Source organism: Oxynema aestuarii AP17 (assembly GCF_012295525.1).
Classification (GTDB): Bacteria; Cyanobacteriota; Cyanobacteriia; order Cyanobacteriales; family Laspinemataceae; genus Oxynema; species Oxynema aestuarii.
Genome location: NZ_CP051167.1, coordinates 5,027,800 through 5,046,262, shown reverse-complemented (window position 1 = coordinate 5,046,262; position 18,463 = coordinate 5,027,800). Strand labels below are relative to the sequence as shown.

The window sequence follows — 18,463 nt, the reverse complement described above, 5'->3', positions numbered from 1 at the left end:
CCGACATTGCCCCGGTCTGCGGGAGATCCCGCTAGCCCGTCCCTGCAATCCTTTTAGGAGATTTCGTGATTAAAACAATTTTAGTAGCACTCGACGCTTCCAATTTATCCGAGTCAGTAATGGCGAGTTTGCACGAACTGCAATTAGAAAATGTCGATAAGATCGTCCTCTCCCACGTGTTGATCGAACAGAACCCCGATCTCGAACGGGCTGCCGATCGCCCCCACGGCTACGCCGACAACCTCGCCTATCGCCAGATCGAACAACAACTGCAAGCCTATCAAGAACAATTACCCTGCCCCAGTGACATCGAAATCGTCACCGGAGATCCGGCAGAAGAAATCGTGCGTCTGGCCAATATCTACAAAGCCAACTTAATCGTGATCGGCAATCGCGGCTTGACCGGATTAAAACGGATCTTACAAGGCTCGGTCAGTTCCCAAGTCTTAGAAGAAGCCCCCTGTTCCGTGTGGGTCGTCAAGCCCCCCGTGGGCTGAGCGATCGCTCAAAACGGATACACTTGTAGGGAGAAAAACAGCCCGCTATCTTGCAAAGAATCCCCGCCGTCATCCGCATCGGTGAGGGGCAATCCCCAATCGACCCGGGCGCTAAAATGGGGAGCATTCCAGCGCAAGCCCAATCCCGTACTGACGAGGGTATTCGGCGAGGGAACGCTACCACTGTTATTCCAGACGATGCCCGCATCCACGAAGGGAGCGACTTCCACCACCCCCAACCATTCCGGCCCGGAGAACACCGGAATGCGAACTTCCAGCGCACCGATCGCCCCGTTATCCCCCACTCTTTGGTTTTGACGGTAACCGCGCACGGTATCGACGCCGCCAATACTGAACTGTTCCAACGGTAACAGCGAGTTGGGGGTGAGCTGGGTGGCGACCCGGGCGACGCCGACCACGTTTTTACCTAAGCCTTGCACCCATTGAAATTGACCGATCCAACTGATGAAGCGACCGTCCGGGGCGTCGTCGTTGCTGGTCGCCCCCAAGATATCCAATCCGAGGCTGAGTTGCGATCGCGCCGCCAGAACCCGGTTAGGGCTGCGACGCACCCAATCCCCACTCAAGCGCAGTGCGGTGACTTTCGATTCCCCTTTTTCCGGCCCTTCGGAAAAGGAAAAGGGGATATCGTCTAATAAAAACGTGCGACTCTGACGCCAATCGAGGGTCAATCCCAAGGCCAACTCCTCCGTAGAACGGCGGACGATCGGCTGGCGGAACCCGAGGGAAACCGTTTGGGTCCGTCCTTTGATGTCGAGTTCGTCAAAGGGATTTTCGACAATTGTGCTGCGGCTGTTGTTGTAGCCTAACTGTAAGGTGCCGTCCCGGGGGTTGAGGGGGATCTCGTAACGGAAGTTATAGTCGTTGACCCCTTCGGTGCGTCCGTATTCCAGATGGAGGCGATCGCCGAATCCGAGTAAATTATTGTGGTTCAAGGTCGCACTGTAGCGGATCGAACCGACGGTGGGCGAGTCGTTGTTGTCGATCGCGAGGGAACTGCCCAGGGCAGACGCCTCGCGCACGTCAACGGTTAAAATACTGCGTCCCGGCGTGGTTCCCGCTTTGAGATCCGCTTGGATCGAACGAATGCGCGGGTCGAGTTGCAACAGTTGCAAGGCTTGTTCTAATTGTTCGATATTCACCGGAGGTCCGGCAGCTATTCCGAGGCGATCGCGCACGTAACTGGTTTTTAGCCGATTTAACCCGGCAATTTCGATCCGTTCTAACTCTCCTTCCACCGCCTGAATTTGCACGACGCCGTCGGAGATATCTTGAGGGGGTAAAAAAGCTCCCGAGGTCATGTAGCCTCTACGGGTATAGAGATCGGTAATCGCCGTGCGAATCGAGAGCAATTCCTCGAAGGAGAGCGATCGCCCTTCGTAAGGCGCCACGACGGGGGCGAGGTCTTCAGCCGAAAAAACGGTATTGCCCAACACTTCCACCCGACGGACCTCGACGGTTAAATCCGGGGCGGTGGGCAGGTTCGGCGCTGGGGTCGGGACGGACTCCAAAATTTCGTTAGAGTTAGGAACGCGAAGATCGCCGGGTAAGGGTTGCAGGTCGCGGCGATCGCGATCGATCGTTCCCGGCGGAATCGATTCCGGAGGGGCTTGGCTGAGAAATTGGCGCGCGAAGGTACGGGCGCCCGATTCCCCAGGGGCGATCGTTTGGGCGTTCGCCAACGGCCCATCCAGGTACAGTAACAGGGCGATAACTGGAGAAAGTTGAGCAAAGAGAGCAAAGATCGATTTCATAGCTGGGGAGTCCCGATGAGAAAGAACGGGCAATCGCACCCTATTTTTAAGAATAATTTGGCGTTTTCTGTTATTTCTTCGCCGAAGAAGTAGGAGAACCGTTTAGATTTTAGATTTTCTTGGGGGGAACTGGGCAAGAGGGAAGAGGACGCGGGGAACGGTCAGGAGTGCCTCAGACGTGCCAGTTGCGGGCTTAGCAGTCCCTTTTTATCTAAAATCTCAAATTCCTCAACTCTAAAATTCCTCAACTCAGGGGGATAGAGAAAGATGCGCCGAAGTTAAAAAAATGAAATATTAAGCTATCCCCGGGAATATCCGGTTAAATTAAGGAGAGTTGGGGAAAGAAAATCGGTGGTTAACTGATGTCGGTGATTCCCTCGCGATAAAGAAAAACCGTTAAGGTTTCTCTAGTCGATCGTCCGTTTTCTCCCGAATTTTATGGCAAGTTGGCGATCGCGGCGAGGGCTGGAGACAGAGTTTAAATTTCTCACTAAAAATTTTTAAGCTTACTCATTTTTTAAGCCATAATCAGATTATGAGTAAGTCTAGCAGTTCCGAAGCCGCAAAAATCAAAGGAGTATCACCATCGACATTAAGACGTTGGGAATCAGAAGGGAAATTAATCCCTGAGCGCACGGCGTCGGGACACCGGAGATACTCCATGTCTCAATTGCTCGGTGTTGAATCTCATAGAGCGTACACAATCGGTTATGCACAAGTCAGTAGCCACGACCAGAAACAAGACCTAGAACGTCAAAAGGAAATTATTGAATTGTTCTGCGCTCAAAAGGGTTGGGAGCATGAAATTATCCAAGACTGAGGCTCTGGGATGAATTACAGTAAGCGTGGGTTAAAGCGTCTTCTGAGGTTAATCACATCGGGTGAAATCGACAGACTGGTTCTGACCCATAACGATAGGTTACTTAGATTCGGGGCTGAACTGGTGTTCAGCATCTGCGAGCAGTTTGGTGTAGAGATTGTGATTATAAATCGGACTGAGGATGCCAGTTTTGAGGAAGACTTAGCCAACGATGTGTTAGACATCATTACCGTGTTTTCACCTCGTCTTTATGGTAGCCGAAGTGGCTAGAACAAAAAGATAGTTGAGGAGTTAAGAAAAGTCAGTGAAAAGCTTTAAGACCAAGCTAGACTTAAATAACCGACAAGGAACGCCGATCGCGAAACACGCAGGAGTCGCTCGACACCCTTGGAATTGGGGACTCGCTACCTGTAAGGAAATATCAGAAGCCGGAGGTAAACTCCCGAGTTCTATCGACTTACACAAAAGATTAGTCGCCGAGGTAAAAAGTCAGAATCCTTGGTACTATGAAGTCTCCAAATGCAGCCCTCAAGAAGCGTTGCGTCACCTCAATCAAGCGTTTAAGCGAGTTGGGCAAGTCAAAGGAACAGGTTTTCCCAAGTTTAAGAAAAGGAATGTCAAAGAGAGTTTTTACCTGGAAGGAAGCATTAAAATTTCTGGTGATTGGGTGAAGCTACCTCGGATCGGTTGGCTAAAAAGCCACGAACAGTTACCGCCAGTCCATCCCAAAAACGTCACGATGAGTAAACGAGCAGGGGACTGGCATATTGCCTTCAAAATTGATTTTGAACCATCCCCCCAACCCCCCTTTGAAAGGGGGGCGAAGGGGGGATAGAGAGCGGATTGGGGTAGATGTAGGAATTAAAACTCTCGCCACCCTGAGCGATGGTAAAATCTATCCCAATCCGAAAGCTTATCGTCAGGCTCAGAAAAAACTGGCCAAACTCCAGAAAGAACTAAGTCGCCGTCAAAAAGGAGGTAAAAACCGAGAAAAAACTAAACTCAAGTTAGCTAAAGCCCACCGACGCATCGCCGAGATTAGAGCCAACCATTTACACAAGTTAACAACTTACTTAGCCAAGAACCACGGCGAAGTAAAAATTGAAAAGTAAAAAGCGAAAAGGGGAAAGGGGAAATTGAAGACTTAAATGTGTCAGGGATGCTCAAAAATCACAAGCTGGCTGGTGCGATTGCGGATGGTGGGTTTTATGAGTTCCGTCGTCAGCTTGAGTATAAATGCGAGTGGTACGGGAGCAAATTAACGCTGATTGACCCGTGGTATCCCAGTTCGCAGATCTGTTCTAACTGCGGACACCAACAAAAAATGCCCCTGGACCGAAGACAGTATGACTGTCCCGACTGTCACGTTTCCATAGATCGTGACTTAAATGCGGCAATTAATTTGGAAAACGCGGAGAACTCAGCCGTGTAAGCAAGCGTGATGGAAAGGTCTCGGAAGATCCAAGCTAGGAAGTAAACATCATACACTTAAGTTTGAGTAAGTTTTAGAGAGCGGAAATAGATAAATTGTAAAAGTCGGGGTCGCGGTTTGTAAGAACGGAGTCAAAAATAGGGATGGGAATTCAAAAAATACTGGGGTTATTTCTCGTCAGTTTACTGTTAACGATCGCCGCCCCCGGGATTCAGGCGATCGAGGGAGCACGGGCGATCGCCCAAACTCCTCCGGTGTCGGTTTGGGTCGATCGCGGGATCGAACGTTACGACGCGGGGAATTATCCGGAGGCGATCGCTTTGTGGGAACGGGCGCTGTCGGACTTGTGCGCGGGACGCGACTGCAGCTCGTCCCTGGATGCGGCGACGATTCACACCAATTTAGGGCGCGCTTACCGCACCGTCGGCGAACTCGATCGCGCGATCGCCCAGTGGGAAAGCGCTTACGAGATTTACCGACAACAACCGCACGGGGAAGGGAGCGATCGCGCCCTCGCCGCCGCGATCGCCGATCGCGCTCAGGCTTACAACGATCTGGGCCAGCACCAACGGGCGATCGAGTTGTTGACAGAAGCACTAGAATATGGTATAGAAGTAGGCGATCCGGCAATCCTGGCGGGGATTCGAGGAAGCTTGGGAAACGCTCACTGGGGGGCGGGGGACTATGAGGCGGCGATCGAGAATCTGTCCCGAAGTTTGGACGACGCCCGGGAAGCCGGACAGACCGATTACGCCAGTTCGGCCCTCAATAATTTGGGGAATGTTTATCTGAGTCGGTCCGATCGCCTGCGCTATCAAGCCAACGTCGCCGAGTTAGAAGGGGACATTCGCCAAGCCCGACAGTTGGAAGAGATCGCGCTCAAGGATCTCGATCGCGCCCGCGAAGCCTTTGAAGGCAGCCTCGCCGAAGCGAAATCTCTGGGGGGCATCGCTCAAGTCCACGCCTTGTTAAACCTCAATCGGGTTCTGCACGAACTGGCGCCGACGCCGATGGAACGGGAAGCCATTGCCACGGCGATCGCCCAAAACCGCGATCGTGCGGCAATCTTACTCGCAGACGAACCGGATTCGCGCGATAAAGCTTTTGCCCTGATTAATTTAGCGACCTCCGGCGATGCGGGGGAATGGCCCGGTTCCGACAATAGCGACCTGTTGGAACAGGCGATCGCGATCGCGCGGCGGATCGGCGATCGGCGGGCGGAATCCTTTGCCCTCGGCAGTTTGGGGCGACTCAACGAAGTCAACGGCGATCGCGATCGGGCCATGGAACTGACCCGCGAGGCGCAATTTGCCGCCCAACAAGTGAGCGCCGCCGATAGCCTCTATCGCTGGCAGTGGCAAGCCGGACGCCTGTTAGTGGCCCAAGGAAAACCGACTCAAGCCATCGGCGCCTACCGCGAGGCGATCGCCACTTTACAAAGTATTCGCAGCGATATCCTCGCCGCCAACCCCGACATTCAATTCGACTTTCGCGATTCTGTCGAACCGATTTATCGCGAATTAATCGCCCTGCTGCTCGATCGCGATCCGGAAACCGCCGTCAACGTCTCTTTTGAATCTACCCAGTCCCCTTCGACGGTTCGCGAAGCCCTCGACGTTCTCGAACTCCTCAAACTGGCGGAATTGCGTAACTTTTTCGGCGATGACTGCGTGGAAGTCGCCCGGGATGGGGCTAATGACGCAATCGACCCGCAAGCGGCGATCGCTTATTCGGTGATTTTGGGCGATCGTACCGAACTGATTTTAGACCTTCCCAGCGATCGCCCCGGACGACGGCGCCTCACCCGCCATCCCGTCGAAATTTCCGCCGCACAATTACAACAAGAGATCGATCGCTTGCGCCAATTGTTAGAAAAACGCGCCACCGACGAATATTTACCCCAATCTCAAACCGTTTACGATTGGCTCGTCCGTCCTCTCGAAGCAGATTTAGCTAGTGCCAATGTCAAAACCATTTTATTTATTCAGGACGGGGTCTTGCGGAAAATTCCGATGGCTGCACTGCACGACGGCGAACGGTTTTTAATTGAAAAATACGCGATCGCCACCACCCCGAGTCTCAAGGTGACCAGCAACAGCCCCCTACGACGGGAGAACCTGCGATCGCTCACATTAGGATTGAGTGTCGAACGCCCGCCCTTTGCTCCTTTGACTAATGTGAAAGCGGAAGTGACCGAAGTCAATCAAATCCTCGGCGGTTCTAAATTACTCGACGAAGAGTTTACCTTAGAACGGTTACGCCAACAATTAGAAAAAGGCAATTATCCGATCGTTCACATGGCAACTCACGGCAAATTTGGCGCCGATGCCAATAATACGTTTTTACTCGCGTTTGACAATCGCATTACGATCGAACAATTGGATAATTTATTGCGCGCCTATCGAACAGAACGCCCGGTGGAATTGTTAACTTTAAGTGCTTGTCAAACGGCGGCGGGAGACGAGCGCTCCGCCTTGGGAATTGCCGGGGTTGCCGTTCGCGCCGGAGTCAATAGTGCTTTGGCGACGTTGTGGTTTATTAACGACCAAGCGACGGTAGAGTTAATTGAGGAGTTTTATCGTCAATTACTACAACGACCGGAAATTAGCAAAGCTGAAGCTTTACGTCAGGCACAATTAAAGTTAATTGGCATTCTCGATTACAGCCATCCGGCGGTCTGGTCGCCGTTTATTTTAATCGGCAATTGGCAGTAACTGGGGCGACGGAAGCGCTCCCGATTGGGAGCCTTCCGTGACAAGTTGAGTATTTTGCACTACCCTGTAGGAAAGTGTTAAGTTCAGCTCCCCGCCCCTCGCCGATGATGGTATCCGATTCTTCCAGGGATAACAGCCCTACTCACAACTCCGAGTCTGGAGAGGACTGGGCGGGCGATCGCCACGTCCCCGGTCATTCTCATCATGGTTCTCACACTCACGCTCATCCTCACGTCCATAGTGAAGAATCTTTGCGCCGTCTCGTCAATCGCCTCTCCCGCATCGAAGGGCATATTCGCGGCATCAAGCGCATGGTACAACAGAGCGATCCCTGTCCGGACGTGTTGATTCAAATTGCCGCCGTGCGCGGCGCCCTCGATCGCGTCGCCCGGATTATCCTGGACGAACATTTGAGCGAATGTATCACTCGTGCGGCGAATGAGGGCAACATTGCGGACGAAATTGAGGAACTGAAAGCGGCGATCGATCGCTTTTTACCCGGAGAAGGGACGAAGAAAAACACCGGGAAACGCGGCTCTCAATCCTAATGATTTCGATATTTTCTTCGTTAATAGCACTTAGTGTGAGGCAATACCCACCTCAATCTAAAATCTAAAATCTAAAATTCTTATTGTTCGTCGGGAACGCCGAATCGGGAAAGCAGATTATAATAACAGCAACCGATTTTCCGGTTTGATTTTCCGGTTCGGAAAGCGAGGAAAGACTGTCTGTAACAACGACCAGAGCGGTTTCTGATGGCGCAGGTTTACAGTACGCAGGAGCTCATCGAAATCTTGGCGGAGGAACGCCGCGCTTGTTTGCAAGGAAAGCGCCTCAATTTAGCGGCGAATCCTTCGATTGGGTTACCCGCGATCGACTATTTTATCAAACCGGAAGCGGTGCAGAAATTCAGCGCCTATCAGGATTTTAAGGCAACGGTTCACGAATACCAGCGATCGCACCAAGTTTCTGGTTTAATTTGGCAAACTCTCACGGTCAAGGGGAAAACCCTGCAACATCCCCGGGTTCACGATCAATTAATTGCTCTTCCCGGCGATCTGGAAATCTTGAAAGCGCACAAAGAGGAGTTGCTGGAGTTTTGGGATACCGTGACGGCGGGGATGGATTTATATTTAAGTTTAAATGGTGGCAAAGATCACCGCGCAATCGGGCGATCGGATGTAGAGGCGATCGCTCGTAAAACGGAATGGGGGATCGTTAGTAAATGGGAAAAAGGTAACTTTTTAGAAATGCTTCTCCAACTCGGTTGGGGTCAGCCGCAACATGCCTCCTACCGACGCGGATGGCCTGAATCTGGTAGCGAATCCGTTCACGCCGTCCGTCCCGGGGAAGAACCGATTTGTTAGCTCGGGCAACTGTTAGGCGTCTTGAGAGATTGGGGGCTAATTATTCGCTGAATGTTATGCTAAATATTCCCTTTGAACTCGTCAAATCTCTCAATACATACTGAAATTATGCCAAAGCTTCAATTGAGTTTTACAAGAAACTTCCCTCTCAAAAAAGAAGATCTCCTCAAAGTTTTAAGAACGGCAGCAGAAAAAGGCGAACTCAACAAAAATAAAGAGCGTCAGATGGAAGAAACGGCGCTCGGAAGTGAGAAAATCGGACCGATGATGAAGTGGTCGATGCGTTGTGGATTGCTGCACGATCGCCGCCTGACTCCCGAAGGCGAAATCGCGATCGCGCGCGATCCGTATCTCCAGCATCTGACCACGGACTGGTTAATGCATTTTTACCTCAGTTTCGGCGATCGCGGACTCGCCAAACCACCGGAGCATCTCGCCGACTGGGGAGGCTGGACTTATTTTGTCTATGAATTCCTCCCCGAACATCGAACATTCACCGAAGGCGAACTGATTCATCACCTCTCTCTCGTGTTCCCGGACGATAAAGCACCCGTGATTTCCAAAAATACTCGGTTTCTTTTACGCGCTTATTACGAATTTTATGCCCTATCGGGTGCTAAATTTCTTACATTAAAAGATAAAATATATCATACCGACCAAACTGTACAGCCAAATCCCTACGCGATCGCCTACCTACTGGCGAAAATTTGGGAACGAGACTACCCTCACGACGGTTCGATCCTCACTGAGTCTCTATTGAATAACCCGATGGGACTCGCTCCCGTCCTCGGCGTCCGGCGCGATCGCCTCCAAGCATACCTCGATCGCCTCGAATCCCTAGGCATTATCGAACAACGGCGAGCCGTTCCCCCCGCTCAGATCGTCCGACGATGGCAAGATCCCTTACCCCTGCTCGAAAAAGCCTATGAACTCGATTCGTCATCTCCAGCTTAACCAGGGTCGTCCCGAAGATCGAGCCCATCTTTTAGTCTGGGACACCCCGAACCACCGAGAGCTAGAGACCCTCGCCTTCGAGCAGAACGCGAAAATTGTGGACTATCGCCATCATTTACTCGCCAGACAGCCACCGGGGGAACGGTTTGTGCTGTTGCACCTCCACCTCGAACGGGAAATCGCCGAACTCAAGGGTATTTGTGCGGCGGCGATCGAACCGATCGTTATCTTAACCGGACTCGACTGCTTAATAACCTACCTCAGCGCCCGGCGTGACAGTCCCTTGCGCCTGTTTTGGTCGAAGCTCGAACAAACCCGCAAGCTCGAATCTCGCTTGTGGATCGTTCTCCCGTCAAAGCTGGTTCCCTCAGATTGGGACAAAAACCGCCAACACGCGATCGGCTGAAATAACACCGAAGTCAAGCTGAAATTTTCCTCTCCTGCTTCAGCTCATTGAATGGACTTTTGGAGTGATGACCGTGAAACTCAATCAACTCGTTGAAATTAACCAAAAAGCGAATATTGCTAACGCCGTTAACTTTGGGATGATGGACGACCCCGAGCTTAACTTGGCGTTGTGTGAAAGCTTCATTTTTAATTACGATCGCGCCAATCCGGAAAAATCCACCGTCGGTATTCTAGACGCCGTTCGACGGAGCTATCACAGTCCCAGCACTCCCAATATCCATCTCGTCGTCCAACAGTACGGAAAAGGAAAATCACACTTTGCCGTCGCCGTAGCCAACTTTTTTAGCCAACCTACAGATAGTCACGAAGTCCGAGGGGTTCTCAAACAAGTAGAAATGGCCACTTCGGGAAGTAAGATTGCTGAAGAATTGCGAACCTTTAAACAGAATCGCCGTTATCTCACGATTTGTCTGAGTGGCGACAACTGTGTAGATTTAAGGGAGCATTTTCTCAAGCAACTAATTAAAACCCTCGATCGCGAAGGGATTTCTGATTCGATCGCGCGCCAAATTTGCGGCAAACCCCTCCAATACCTCGAAGGTCTCGATGCAGAAAAGCGACAGAAAGCGGATCGCTACCTACAACAATGCGGCTATCCGAATGGCGATCTGCCAACGCTTATCGACCTACTGCGTCAAAATAAGACTGACATTATCCCCCACGTCAAAGAGTTGACGCGACACCTGACTGATGTTACCCCAGACTTTAAAAGTGAAATCGAAATTGAGCCGATTATTCAAGAGCTGATTGAAAATATTTGTTCGGGAGAGAATCCACGGTTTCAAGGTATTTTAATCCTCTTCGACGAACTAAATTTTTACCTAAAATCGTGGTCAGAAGATTCAAGAAAATCCGGTGGGCTGTCGATTCAAAATATCACGAATATTTGCGAAAAATACAAAAGCAAAGTTGCCCTCTTAAGTTTTGCTCAAATTTCTCCCCAGAAGGCCGCAGATGACAATCGATCGGCAGGGGAAAGCTACTTAAAACTCTCTTCTCGTCTCGAACCTGCGGACAGTACCTATTATCCCGAGTCCAGCCTCGAACTGGTTCTCGATAACCTCTTGTATCAGAAAGATCAGACTGAGATTTGGAAAGAATTTTACGATCGATGGAATGCAACTTTGCTTGAAGAAGCACGAACTGCTCATGAAAAACGAATTAAAATTTATCAAGAGCGGGGTTGGGATTTACAAGATTTTGTCACCTGCCTTAGCCTAGGCTGTTTTCCCCTACATCCTCTCACTGCTTATCTTCTTTCAAAACTGGATTTTGCTCAAATTCAAGATCGAACGGCAATTCAGTTTATTAAAGGATATGTCAAGGAATTTATTAGCGAAAATCCCGTTGAAATTGATGGATTCTTGAACTATATCCGTCCGATCGCCTTACTCGATACTTTTCTGGAAACTTTAAGTAAATTTACGTACTACGAGCAGTTTATTGCTGCTCGCGATCGGGTTATTAATTCAGAAAATGCCAACGAGCTGAAAGTTGTAAAAGCATTATTTCTTTACTTTGTGAGTCAAAGCAAACTCATAAACGCCGATAACGAACCCCACGAACAAATCCTCTCCGAATTGTCTGGGGTTCCCGTGGATTTAGTTCGTAAGGCTTTACAAGAACTCCAAGACCGCGATCTAATTTATTTCCAGTCTAAAGATAAACTGTACTCATTTCACTCTGGAGCTATCAACCCCGGTGAAATTCGACGACAAATTGAGGAGGAAGCAAAACGAGAAAAAATATCCCTTCAAGATGCGATCGTCCATTTACAATCCAAGCTCGAAGATCCATATATTTCGGCAAAAGATTTTGTCAGAGAAAATAAGCTGGTCGAGAAAGATTGGCAATTTGAATATAAAATTACGAGCGTTGCCGATCTACGTCGATCGATTAAAGGAGAGCAAATTGTTAAAGGGATTAAATCAAAATCAAAAGGAATTGTCGTATATGCTCTCGGTCAAAGTGACGAAGAACTCAGAGACTTTCGCGAAACAATAGACCGAGATCTACAAAATTCACCGATCGCCGATCGCCTAGTTGTCGCTATTCCAAATCACAATAGTCAGCGATTATCTAGGCTTCTATTATTAAGACGTCTCTTGTCAAAACGACCGGAAAGAGACAAAGATTTATATGGCAGTGCTTTTGCACAAGTTGTTAAAGAGTGGGATGCAGAAATTGATGAAGAAACAAAACGATTACGAACAGAATGTACTTATCATTGTAAGATCGGAGATAAACTGTTACCCGGCGATCGCAACAATCTTCAGAAAGTCATCAGTATTTTGCTGTCTGATGTTTATCCACTAGTCGCACCTGTTAATAACATTGATAAATTACGTTCGGCTCACCTAACTGGACGAAGAATTGCGAGTTTTATTGCAAAACAATTATTTGGTAATAGTTTTAATAGTGCGAGTTTACCTCCAGACAGCTATTACAAAACTGTCATCAATTCAGTATTTATAAAAAGCTGGGGATTATTTATTCTAAAAAGAGAAAAATACGAAATTCTTACTCCCAAAAATTATCAAGTTAGTGAAGCTTGGAAATTCATCTCAGAACAAACCGATCTCAACGGACAGTCTGAAAAAACCATCGAACTCGCTCGTCTCTGGAAAACTTTATCTGCTCCTCCTTACGGTTATAACGAAATTACCTTTACCGTTCTGCTTTGTGCGTGGTTGGCGTTTCACCGCAAAGAAGTGTTTTTAAAAGGGGTCAACCAAATTCCCAAGCGGAAATCCGAGCGATGTACAGTTGTTACTCAACCTTTACGGGAGTGGGTTTCTAGCAATATTTTTGATAAGGTCAATGAGTTTGTAGACATTTGGATTATCAAGCAAAAAGCCAAGCTGATTCGACACCAAACGATCGAAGTTCCAGAAATACCAAGTTCGCCAATGTCTGAGGAGAAAGCTCGCTCCTATCTCGAAGATGTGAAAGTATTTTTAAGCTCGCCAGATATCGAAACGAATGACAAGAAAAGGGTTGAAAAAGACCGCGATCGCATAAAACCGAAATTACAAGAGTTCGAGACGTGGTTTGAACCGACCCGTAAAGCGGAAGAGGTGCTTAAAAATGCCAAATTAGACGAATTAATTCCACTGTATCCTCAGTTAAAAGAAGACCCTCCGGCGATCGATCTGAGTCATCCCGATCGCCTTTACGTGATCCCCTCGGAATCGGCGCGATCGGATCGAGATTCTGCTTTAAAACAAGTTCAAGAGCAATTAGAAGAACAAATTCTCGCATTGACCGAACGGGTCGATGAGTTGGATAGTGAGGAGGGTTGCGAAAACTATAAAGCTGAACTCGAACAAGTACGAGATCGACTAAAATCCGTTCCCGAATTAGCAAATCGCTTTGTTGAAAATCTCGATTATGCACTGCAACAACTCGATCGCGTCAAACAGCAGATTCGCGATTGCCAAGACATTCAAGAAGCGCTCGATCGCATCGATCTCGAATTTAACACTCTTCAAGAGAATGCAAGTCAAGGCGATTATACTCAGGTTAGCACGGCGATTGAAGCATTAGTAAAAGAAGCACCTGAATCTCAAGAAATTGCCGACAAAATTAAGGGAATTAAAGAAGCGATCGATCGTCAATCTCAGGAACTCCTAGAAAAAATTGAAACTTGGGAAACGCGATCGACTAATGTAATGTCTAAACAAGCTATTTACAATCTTACTCAAGAAATAGCTGGCGTTCGCTCTCGTTTTACCGAACCGGAGAGTATACATCGTCTAGAAAGTTTGGAAACTCGGTTAAAGGAAGAATTACTAGCTGCTACAGATCGGGATGAGTCCGAAGCAAATCTTCGCGATGAGTTGGCGCAGATAAAACAGCAAATCCGCTCTCAAAATGCCTCAATTCAAACCTGCGAAAGCCAGTGCGATCGCCTCGAAGCACTTCGCGAGCAATGGCGTGATTCTGAAGCGTTGAACCGCGAAATTGAAGCTGTTTTAACAGAAGCTCGACAGGCAATCGCTAAGTTTATTGACAATCTCAACCGCATCAGTAACGAGTTAGATACTCTGACGAACAGCCAAGAACTCAACAAACTTGAAATCAACTATAGTAAGCAAGAATTTATCTTTAAAAATTCGAGTTATTTCGATCGATACTCTCAGATCCAATACCGAATTGAGGCTTTACGAGAAGATCTCAATCGTGTTGAGGAACTAAGGGATTGCGTAGAAAAATCAAACTCAACTGAAGACTGTCAAGATTGCCTCAATCGCGTGCAAATACTCCGTAACGAACTCGGCGATCCGATGCGCTTTCAAAGCTTACTCGATGACTGGGAAGAACGACTCAATCGTACCCTAAAACAACATCGCGATCGAGCGCAAAAGTGGTTTGAAACGCTGCAACAGGACTTTCAACAGCTTTATCAATGTTTTGACGATCGCCAAAAACTGGAAATCGCCCAAAATTTACGCGATCGCATCGAAACCGAACGCGAAAAATATCAGTATTATTTCAACAGGGATACGGAACAAAGTTTAACGCGGATCGAACGGGAATGTCACGAGATTCAAAATCAAAATAAAGTCCATCAAATTATTGTATTATTCCAACAATTGCCTCGCGTACAGCGACAAGCAGTTTACAAACAACTCGAATCCTATCTCTCCGATACGGATGACAATCGCCATGAGTGACGATCGCCTGTTTTCGGTCGTTCTCGACCCAACCGAACTTTATGACATTCCCGCAGAATATACCCCCATCTCGACTGAGGTGGAATGGTTGGAACATGTCGGAATTACGAGCAATCCGTTGTGGATTCGCGGTGAATTTCTCTACAAGTGGACTCGGGAATGGTTGAGGGTTTGGAATCGGACAGATGCGATCGTTGAAATTAAGCAACCTCCCCGCGATTTGTTGGCAGAATTATTTAAAAATGTACCGATTCCCGAACAATGGAGCGATCGCGATTGTCTTGAATTTGCCAGCCAAATCGATCCCTATTCTCCGAATGCGATCGCCTGTTTTTTAGCAAAAATTAGCGATCGCGACCTGGATTTTTGGTCGAGTCAAGCGTCAGTAGAACATCTGGCAGAGTGGTTGTGCATCACGATTCCCGAAAGATATCGACCGTTTGAAAAAGTTTGGCAACAACAGTATGAAAGCGAAACGCTTGGAAGGTACTATCAAACAGAGAATAAAGTTCAATTATTACGTCAATGGCTGAAATTAGCAGATCCGCCACTCGCTGAATTGGGGAACTATCCGCAATCGATCCCCGAGTTTCTCCAGGATGAATTCAATCACCATTGGGAACGCCAAATTTACCGCAGTGAAGCCGCCATTCTCGATACTTTAAATTTCGGCGAAGAAGCAGGAAGCGATCGCATCAGTCAAATTGCCTATCGTATAATCTGTGAAAAACAACATGGCGAATACTTGACTCGTGAACGATTACACAAAATAGAAGCATATCTCAACCCAGAACAACGGGACGAACTGCGATCGCTCCAAGCACCACCGCAACCGGAACCCCTCGACCCAGACGCCACGCCAGAAGAGGTTTTAAATTGGACGATTAACGAATATCTTCCTTTTCGTCGGTGGGAAACGATCGCCACTGAGCAATCGCCAGATCGGCGAACGAGCGATCGCCTCGCGGTCAGTTTTGTTGAATGGATTTATCAGCATTATCCTCAATTGAAAATAACTCCCGTTGCCGATTCTTTTCTAAATTACAATGTCACCCATATCGTTCGAGAATTGGCTCAAAATTATCCGGTTTTATGGGTCGTGATTGATGGGTTAGGTTGGTTAGACCACCAATTTTTAGTCGAATATCTCACCGCAAGAGATTTGCATTTAGAAACGGCGATCGTCCCGCGTTTCTCCATTCTCCCGACGACGACTGAATTCGCTAAATGGGGACTCTACGCTCAACTGACACCGCGATCGCAGGATTGGGACGATAATATCGATCGCGCTTTTGCTACAATCGGTGTCGGTCAACGCTACACCGATCGCCAAGAATCAAAACTCAAGGACGATTTATCTAAAAACACCCACCGTCTTTATTGTTGGGATACTGTCGAGCTTGACAAACTCTATCATCAAAATCAAGATTGGCAACTGGTCTATCAAACTAAGCGACCGAATCGCTTGCGAGAGATCGGCGATCGTCTGATCTTTTATCTACAACAGTATCCCGAAAAAGAACAAGTTAAAATCGTTATCTCCAGCGACCACGGACAATTGTTCGGTGGGTCTTCCAAATATCAAGATTGTCCTACAAACCTCGAACCTCGGGGACGAATGGCAAAAGGAAAGACCGACGATCCGAAGTTCTTAGTTTTGAGCGGCGATCGCTTTGACCTACCTTACGATATCAGTGTAGTTAAAGGATCGGAAAGTTTAAACGGATTTAATTATAGCCAAAATCAAGCTATTATCGGATCTCATGGTGGCTTGTTTCCCGAAGAAGTTGTCATCGGTTATTCTGTTTTAAGTTGTCAGATTCGGCGTTCTCCCATTTTTGTAAACTGTCGTGGACAGGGAAAAGCACAGGAATCGGGAACCCTCCACCTCTCTATTAAAAATCCCAACCCCGTTCCTTTGACCGATCTCTGCTTATATGTCAATGAATTAGAGGAATGCAAACAGGGAAAAGCTATTAACGGTACAGTTTCTGCGAATAGCACTACTTCTTTAACCGTCTGTATCGATCGCTGTCCCGAACTGCCACCAAATGCGAGCGATCGCCGTTTAGCTCTTTCCGGTCGCTTGGATTTTAAATATGCCAATGTCGAATCAGCCAGCAGTGTATTAGATAGCGAAGCGGCGATCGCGATCGAGCAAATATTTAGCAGTGGGGGAATTAACCTCGATGATTTTTAACTCTCTTTTTAGTTATCCAAACGAGCTCGTTCGCCAAGTTTTTAACAATCTCTGTATTGATAAAACCCGCCTTCCTTCTAGCGGATTAACTTCTGCAGGAATCCCCAGTTTTATTGGAGAATGGGTTCTCGATAAAAAGGTTCCGGGGTCGGGTTCGCTGACATCCAGCGAACTTGAAATGCTCAATACTTTTATTCAAAAAGCCTTTCCCCGCAAAAATGACCAAGAAGAAATTAAGTTCGATTTGAGTCAAGGTCATCTCAGAAAACTGATTGCTTTAATGCAAGTTCGGGTCAAACTTAAACCCGATGGCAGTCTCGATCCCGAACCGATCGCACAAATCCCGATTCTCAATCTCGAAAACTGTTCGATTCCTATCGACATCATCGAAGCCAATCGAATGCTATTGAAGCAAGGGGTTTGGGGAAAAATAAGCCTCTCACAAACCCACGAAGATAGACCCGTAGAAGTAATCGACTTTGAACCTTTCCAATGTTCGCGCGTCGATCTCGATGCTTACGCTCGATGTCGCTCGCATTTCACAGCTTCGCAATGGAAAGATTTAATGTTATGTTCGATGGGATTTAATCCCGAACATGCGGCGTACAATCAAGATGCAAAAACCTGGATCTTAGCTCGCTTACTTCCTCTTGTCGAACGAAACTATCATATTATCGAACTCGCTCCAAAAGGAACGGGGAAGAGCTTTGTTTTTGAAAACATTAGCAGCAAAGTGACGTTAGTCAGTGGCGGAAAAGTGACGCCAGCACAACTATTTATTAACGGACGAACGAAAGAAGTCGGCTTGTTGGGAAAACATGATGTTGTCGTTCTTGACGAAGTACAAAGCTTGACCTTTGACAACGCCGATGAAATTATCGGACCGCTTAAAAACTATCTTGCTAGCGGTCGTTATAATCGTTCGGGTTTCGCCGATGTATCGAGTGATTGTTCTTTAGTGATGTTGGCGAATATTGAACTCGACAGTCAACTGCGTCCGCGAAATGAAGAGAATTTAATCGCTAATTTACCCTATTTTTTCGCAGAAACGGCTTTTCTCGATCGCCTCGTCGGGATTATTCCGGGGTGGAAAATCCCTAAATTTCAGCGAGAAGCAACCGCTTGTCAAGTGGGGTTGAAAATGGACTTTTTCGGGGAAGCGTTGCTCGCGATGCGATCGGACAACCGCTATCATAATTATGCCAACCGACATACTTCTTTTGGTGACGTGACGATTCGCGACCAGCAGGCTATTTTAAAATCGGCATCGGGGTTTTTAAAAATCCTCTATCCAGATTTAAATTTAACTCTTATGGACTATCAAAGAGATTGTTTAGAACCCGCACGTCAGCTCCGTCAATTTATTCGGAATTCTTTGTATTCTTTAGATGACGAATTTCGCCAGAAATCAAGAGACATAGAGGTGAAAGCTACTGAAAAAAGTCACTAAAAAGGGCGATCGTAAGATTGAGTGTTCAGGAAAGTTCTCTTCCGGTGTTCTCACTGTAGAGAAGACTTATCGATGGTGTGACGAGATTTGGCAAGGCTACGGACGGCAGA

General features: G+C 47.8%; 10 protein-coding genes and 2 pseudogenes. 11 read left to right on the top strand and 1 reads right to left on the bottom strand.

Features of this window, described 5'->3' with window-relative positions; genetic code table 11:
• Positions 1 to 65: 65 nt before the first annotated feature.
• Positions 66 to 497, top strand: coding sequence for a universal stress protein (locus HCG48_RS20190; protein ID WP_168570772.1), 432 nt, complete (start codon positions 66 to 68; stop codon positions 495 to 497).
• An 8-nt stretch (positions 498 to 505) separates the two neighbouring features.
• Here HCG48_RS20190 and HCG48_RS20185 read toward each other — a convergent pair whose 3' ends face one another.
• Positions 506 to 2,272 carry a ShlB/FhaC/HecB family hemolysin secretion/activation protein gene (locus tag HCG48_RS20185; RefSeq protein WP_168570771.1) on the bottom strand — a complete coding sequence of 589 codons (1,767 nt, stop codon included), beginning with the start codon at positions 2,270 to 2,272 and terminating at the stop codon, positions 506 to 508.
• A 535-nt stretch (positions 2,273 to 2,807) separates the two neighbouring features.
• On the opposite strand from HCG48_RS20185, the pseudogene HCG48_RS20180 reads away from it, so the two are divergent.
• From HCG48_RS20180 to brxL, 10 genes and pseudogenes are all read left to right on the top strand, one after another.
• A pseudogene (locus tag HCG48_RS20180) lies at positions 2,808 to 3,362 on the top strand (IS607 family transposase).
• 34 nt (positions 3,363 to 3,396) lie between these two features.
• Positions 3,397 to 4,524, top strand: a pseudogene (locus tag HCG48_RS26935) (RNA-guided endonuclease InsQ/TnpB family protein).
• Between the two features lie 143 nt (positions 4,525 to 4,667).
• Positions 4,668 to 7,238, top strand: a complete 2,571-nt coding sequence (locus HCG48_RS20170) for a CHAT domain-containing protein (protein WP_168570770.1) — start codon at positions 4,668 to 4,670, stop codon at positions 7,236 to 7,238.
• Between the two features lie 104 nt (positions 7,239 to 7,342).
• Positions 7,343 to 7,786, top strand: coding sequence for a metal-sensing transcriptional repressor (locus tag HCG48_RS20165; RefSeq protein WP_168570769.1), 444 nt, complete (start codon positions 7,343 to 7,345; stop codon positions 7,784 to 7,786).
• Positions 7,787 to 7,993: 207 nt separating this feature from the next.
• The gene (locus tag HCG48_RS20160) at positions 7,994 to 8,605 is read left to right on the top strand and encodes a hypothetical protein (RefSeq protein WP_168570768.1); all 612 of its coding nucleotides are present in this window, start codon (positions 7,994 to 7,996) and stop codon (positions 8,603 to 8,605) included.
• 108 nt (positions 8,606 to 8,713) lie between these two features.
• The gene (locus HCG48_RS20155) at positions 8,714 to 9,559 is read left to right on the top strand and encodes a DUF4007 family protein (RefSeq protein WP_168570767.1); all 846 of its coding nucleotides are present in this window, start codon (positions 8,714 to 8,716) and stop codon (positions 9,557 to 9,559) included.
• Positions 9,531 to 9,965 carry a hypothetical protein gene (locus HCG48_RS20150; protein WP_168570766.1) on the top strand — a complete coding sequence of 145 codons (435 nt, stop codon included), beginning with the start codon at positions 9,531 to 9,533 and terminating at the stop codon, positions 9,963 to 9,965. The genes HCG48_RS20155 and HCG48_RS20150 overlap by 29 nt, the downstream gene beginning before the upstream one ends.
• 64 nt (positions 9,966 to 10,029) lie before the next feature.
• Positions 10,030 to 14,703: a coiled-coil domain-containing protein gene (locus tag HCG48_RS20145; RefSeq protein WP_168570765.1), complete on the top strand. Its 4,674-nt coding sequence runs from the start codon at positions 10,030 to 10,032 to the stop codon at positions 14,701 to 14,703.
• Entirely contained in the window at positions 14,684 to 16,903 is a 2,220-nt protein-coding gene (locus tag HCG48_RS20140; RefSeq protein ID WP_168570764.1) for a hypothetical protein, read from the top strand. The genes HCG48_RS20145 and HCG48_RS20140 overlap by 20 nt, the downstream gene beginning before the upstream one ends.
• The gene (gene brxL / locus HCG48_RS20135) at positions 16,893 to 18,353 is read left to right on the top strand and encodes a BREX system Lon protease-like protein BrxL (protein WP_168570763.1); all 1,461 of its coding nucleotides are present in this window, start codon (positions 16,893 to 16,895) and stop codon (positions 18,351 to 18,353) included. The genes HCG48_RS20140 and brxL overlap by 11 nt, the downstream gene beginning before the upstream one ends.
• Positions 18,354 to 18,463 lie beyond the last annotated feature (110 nt).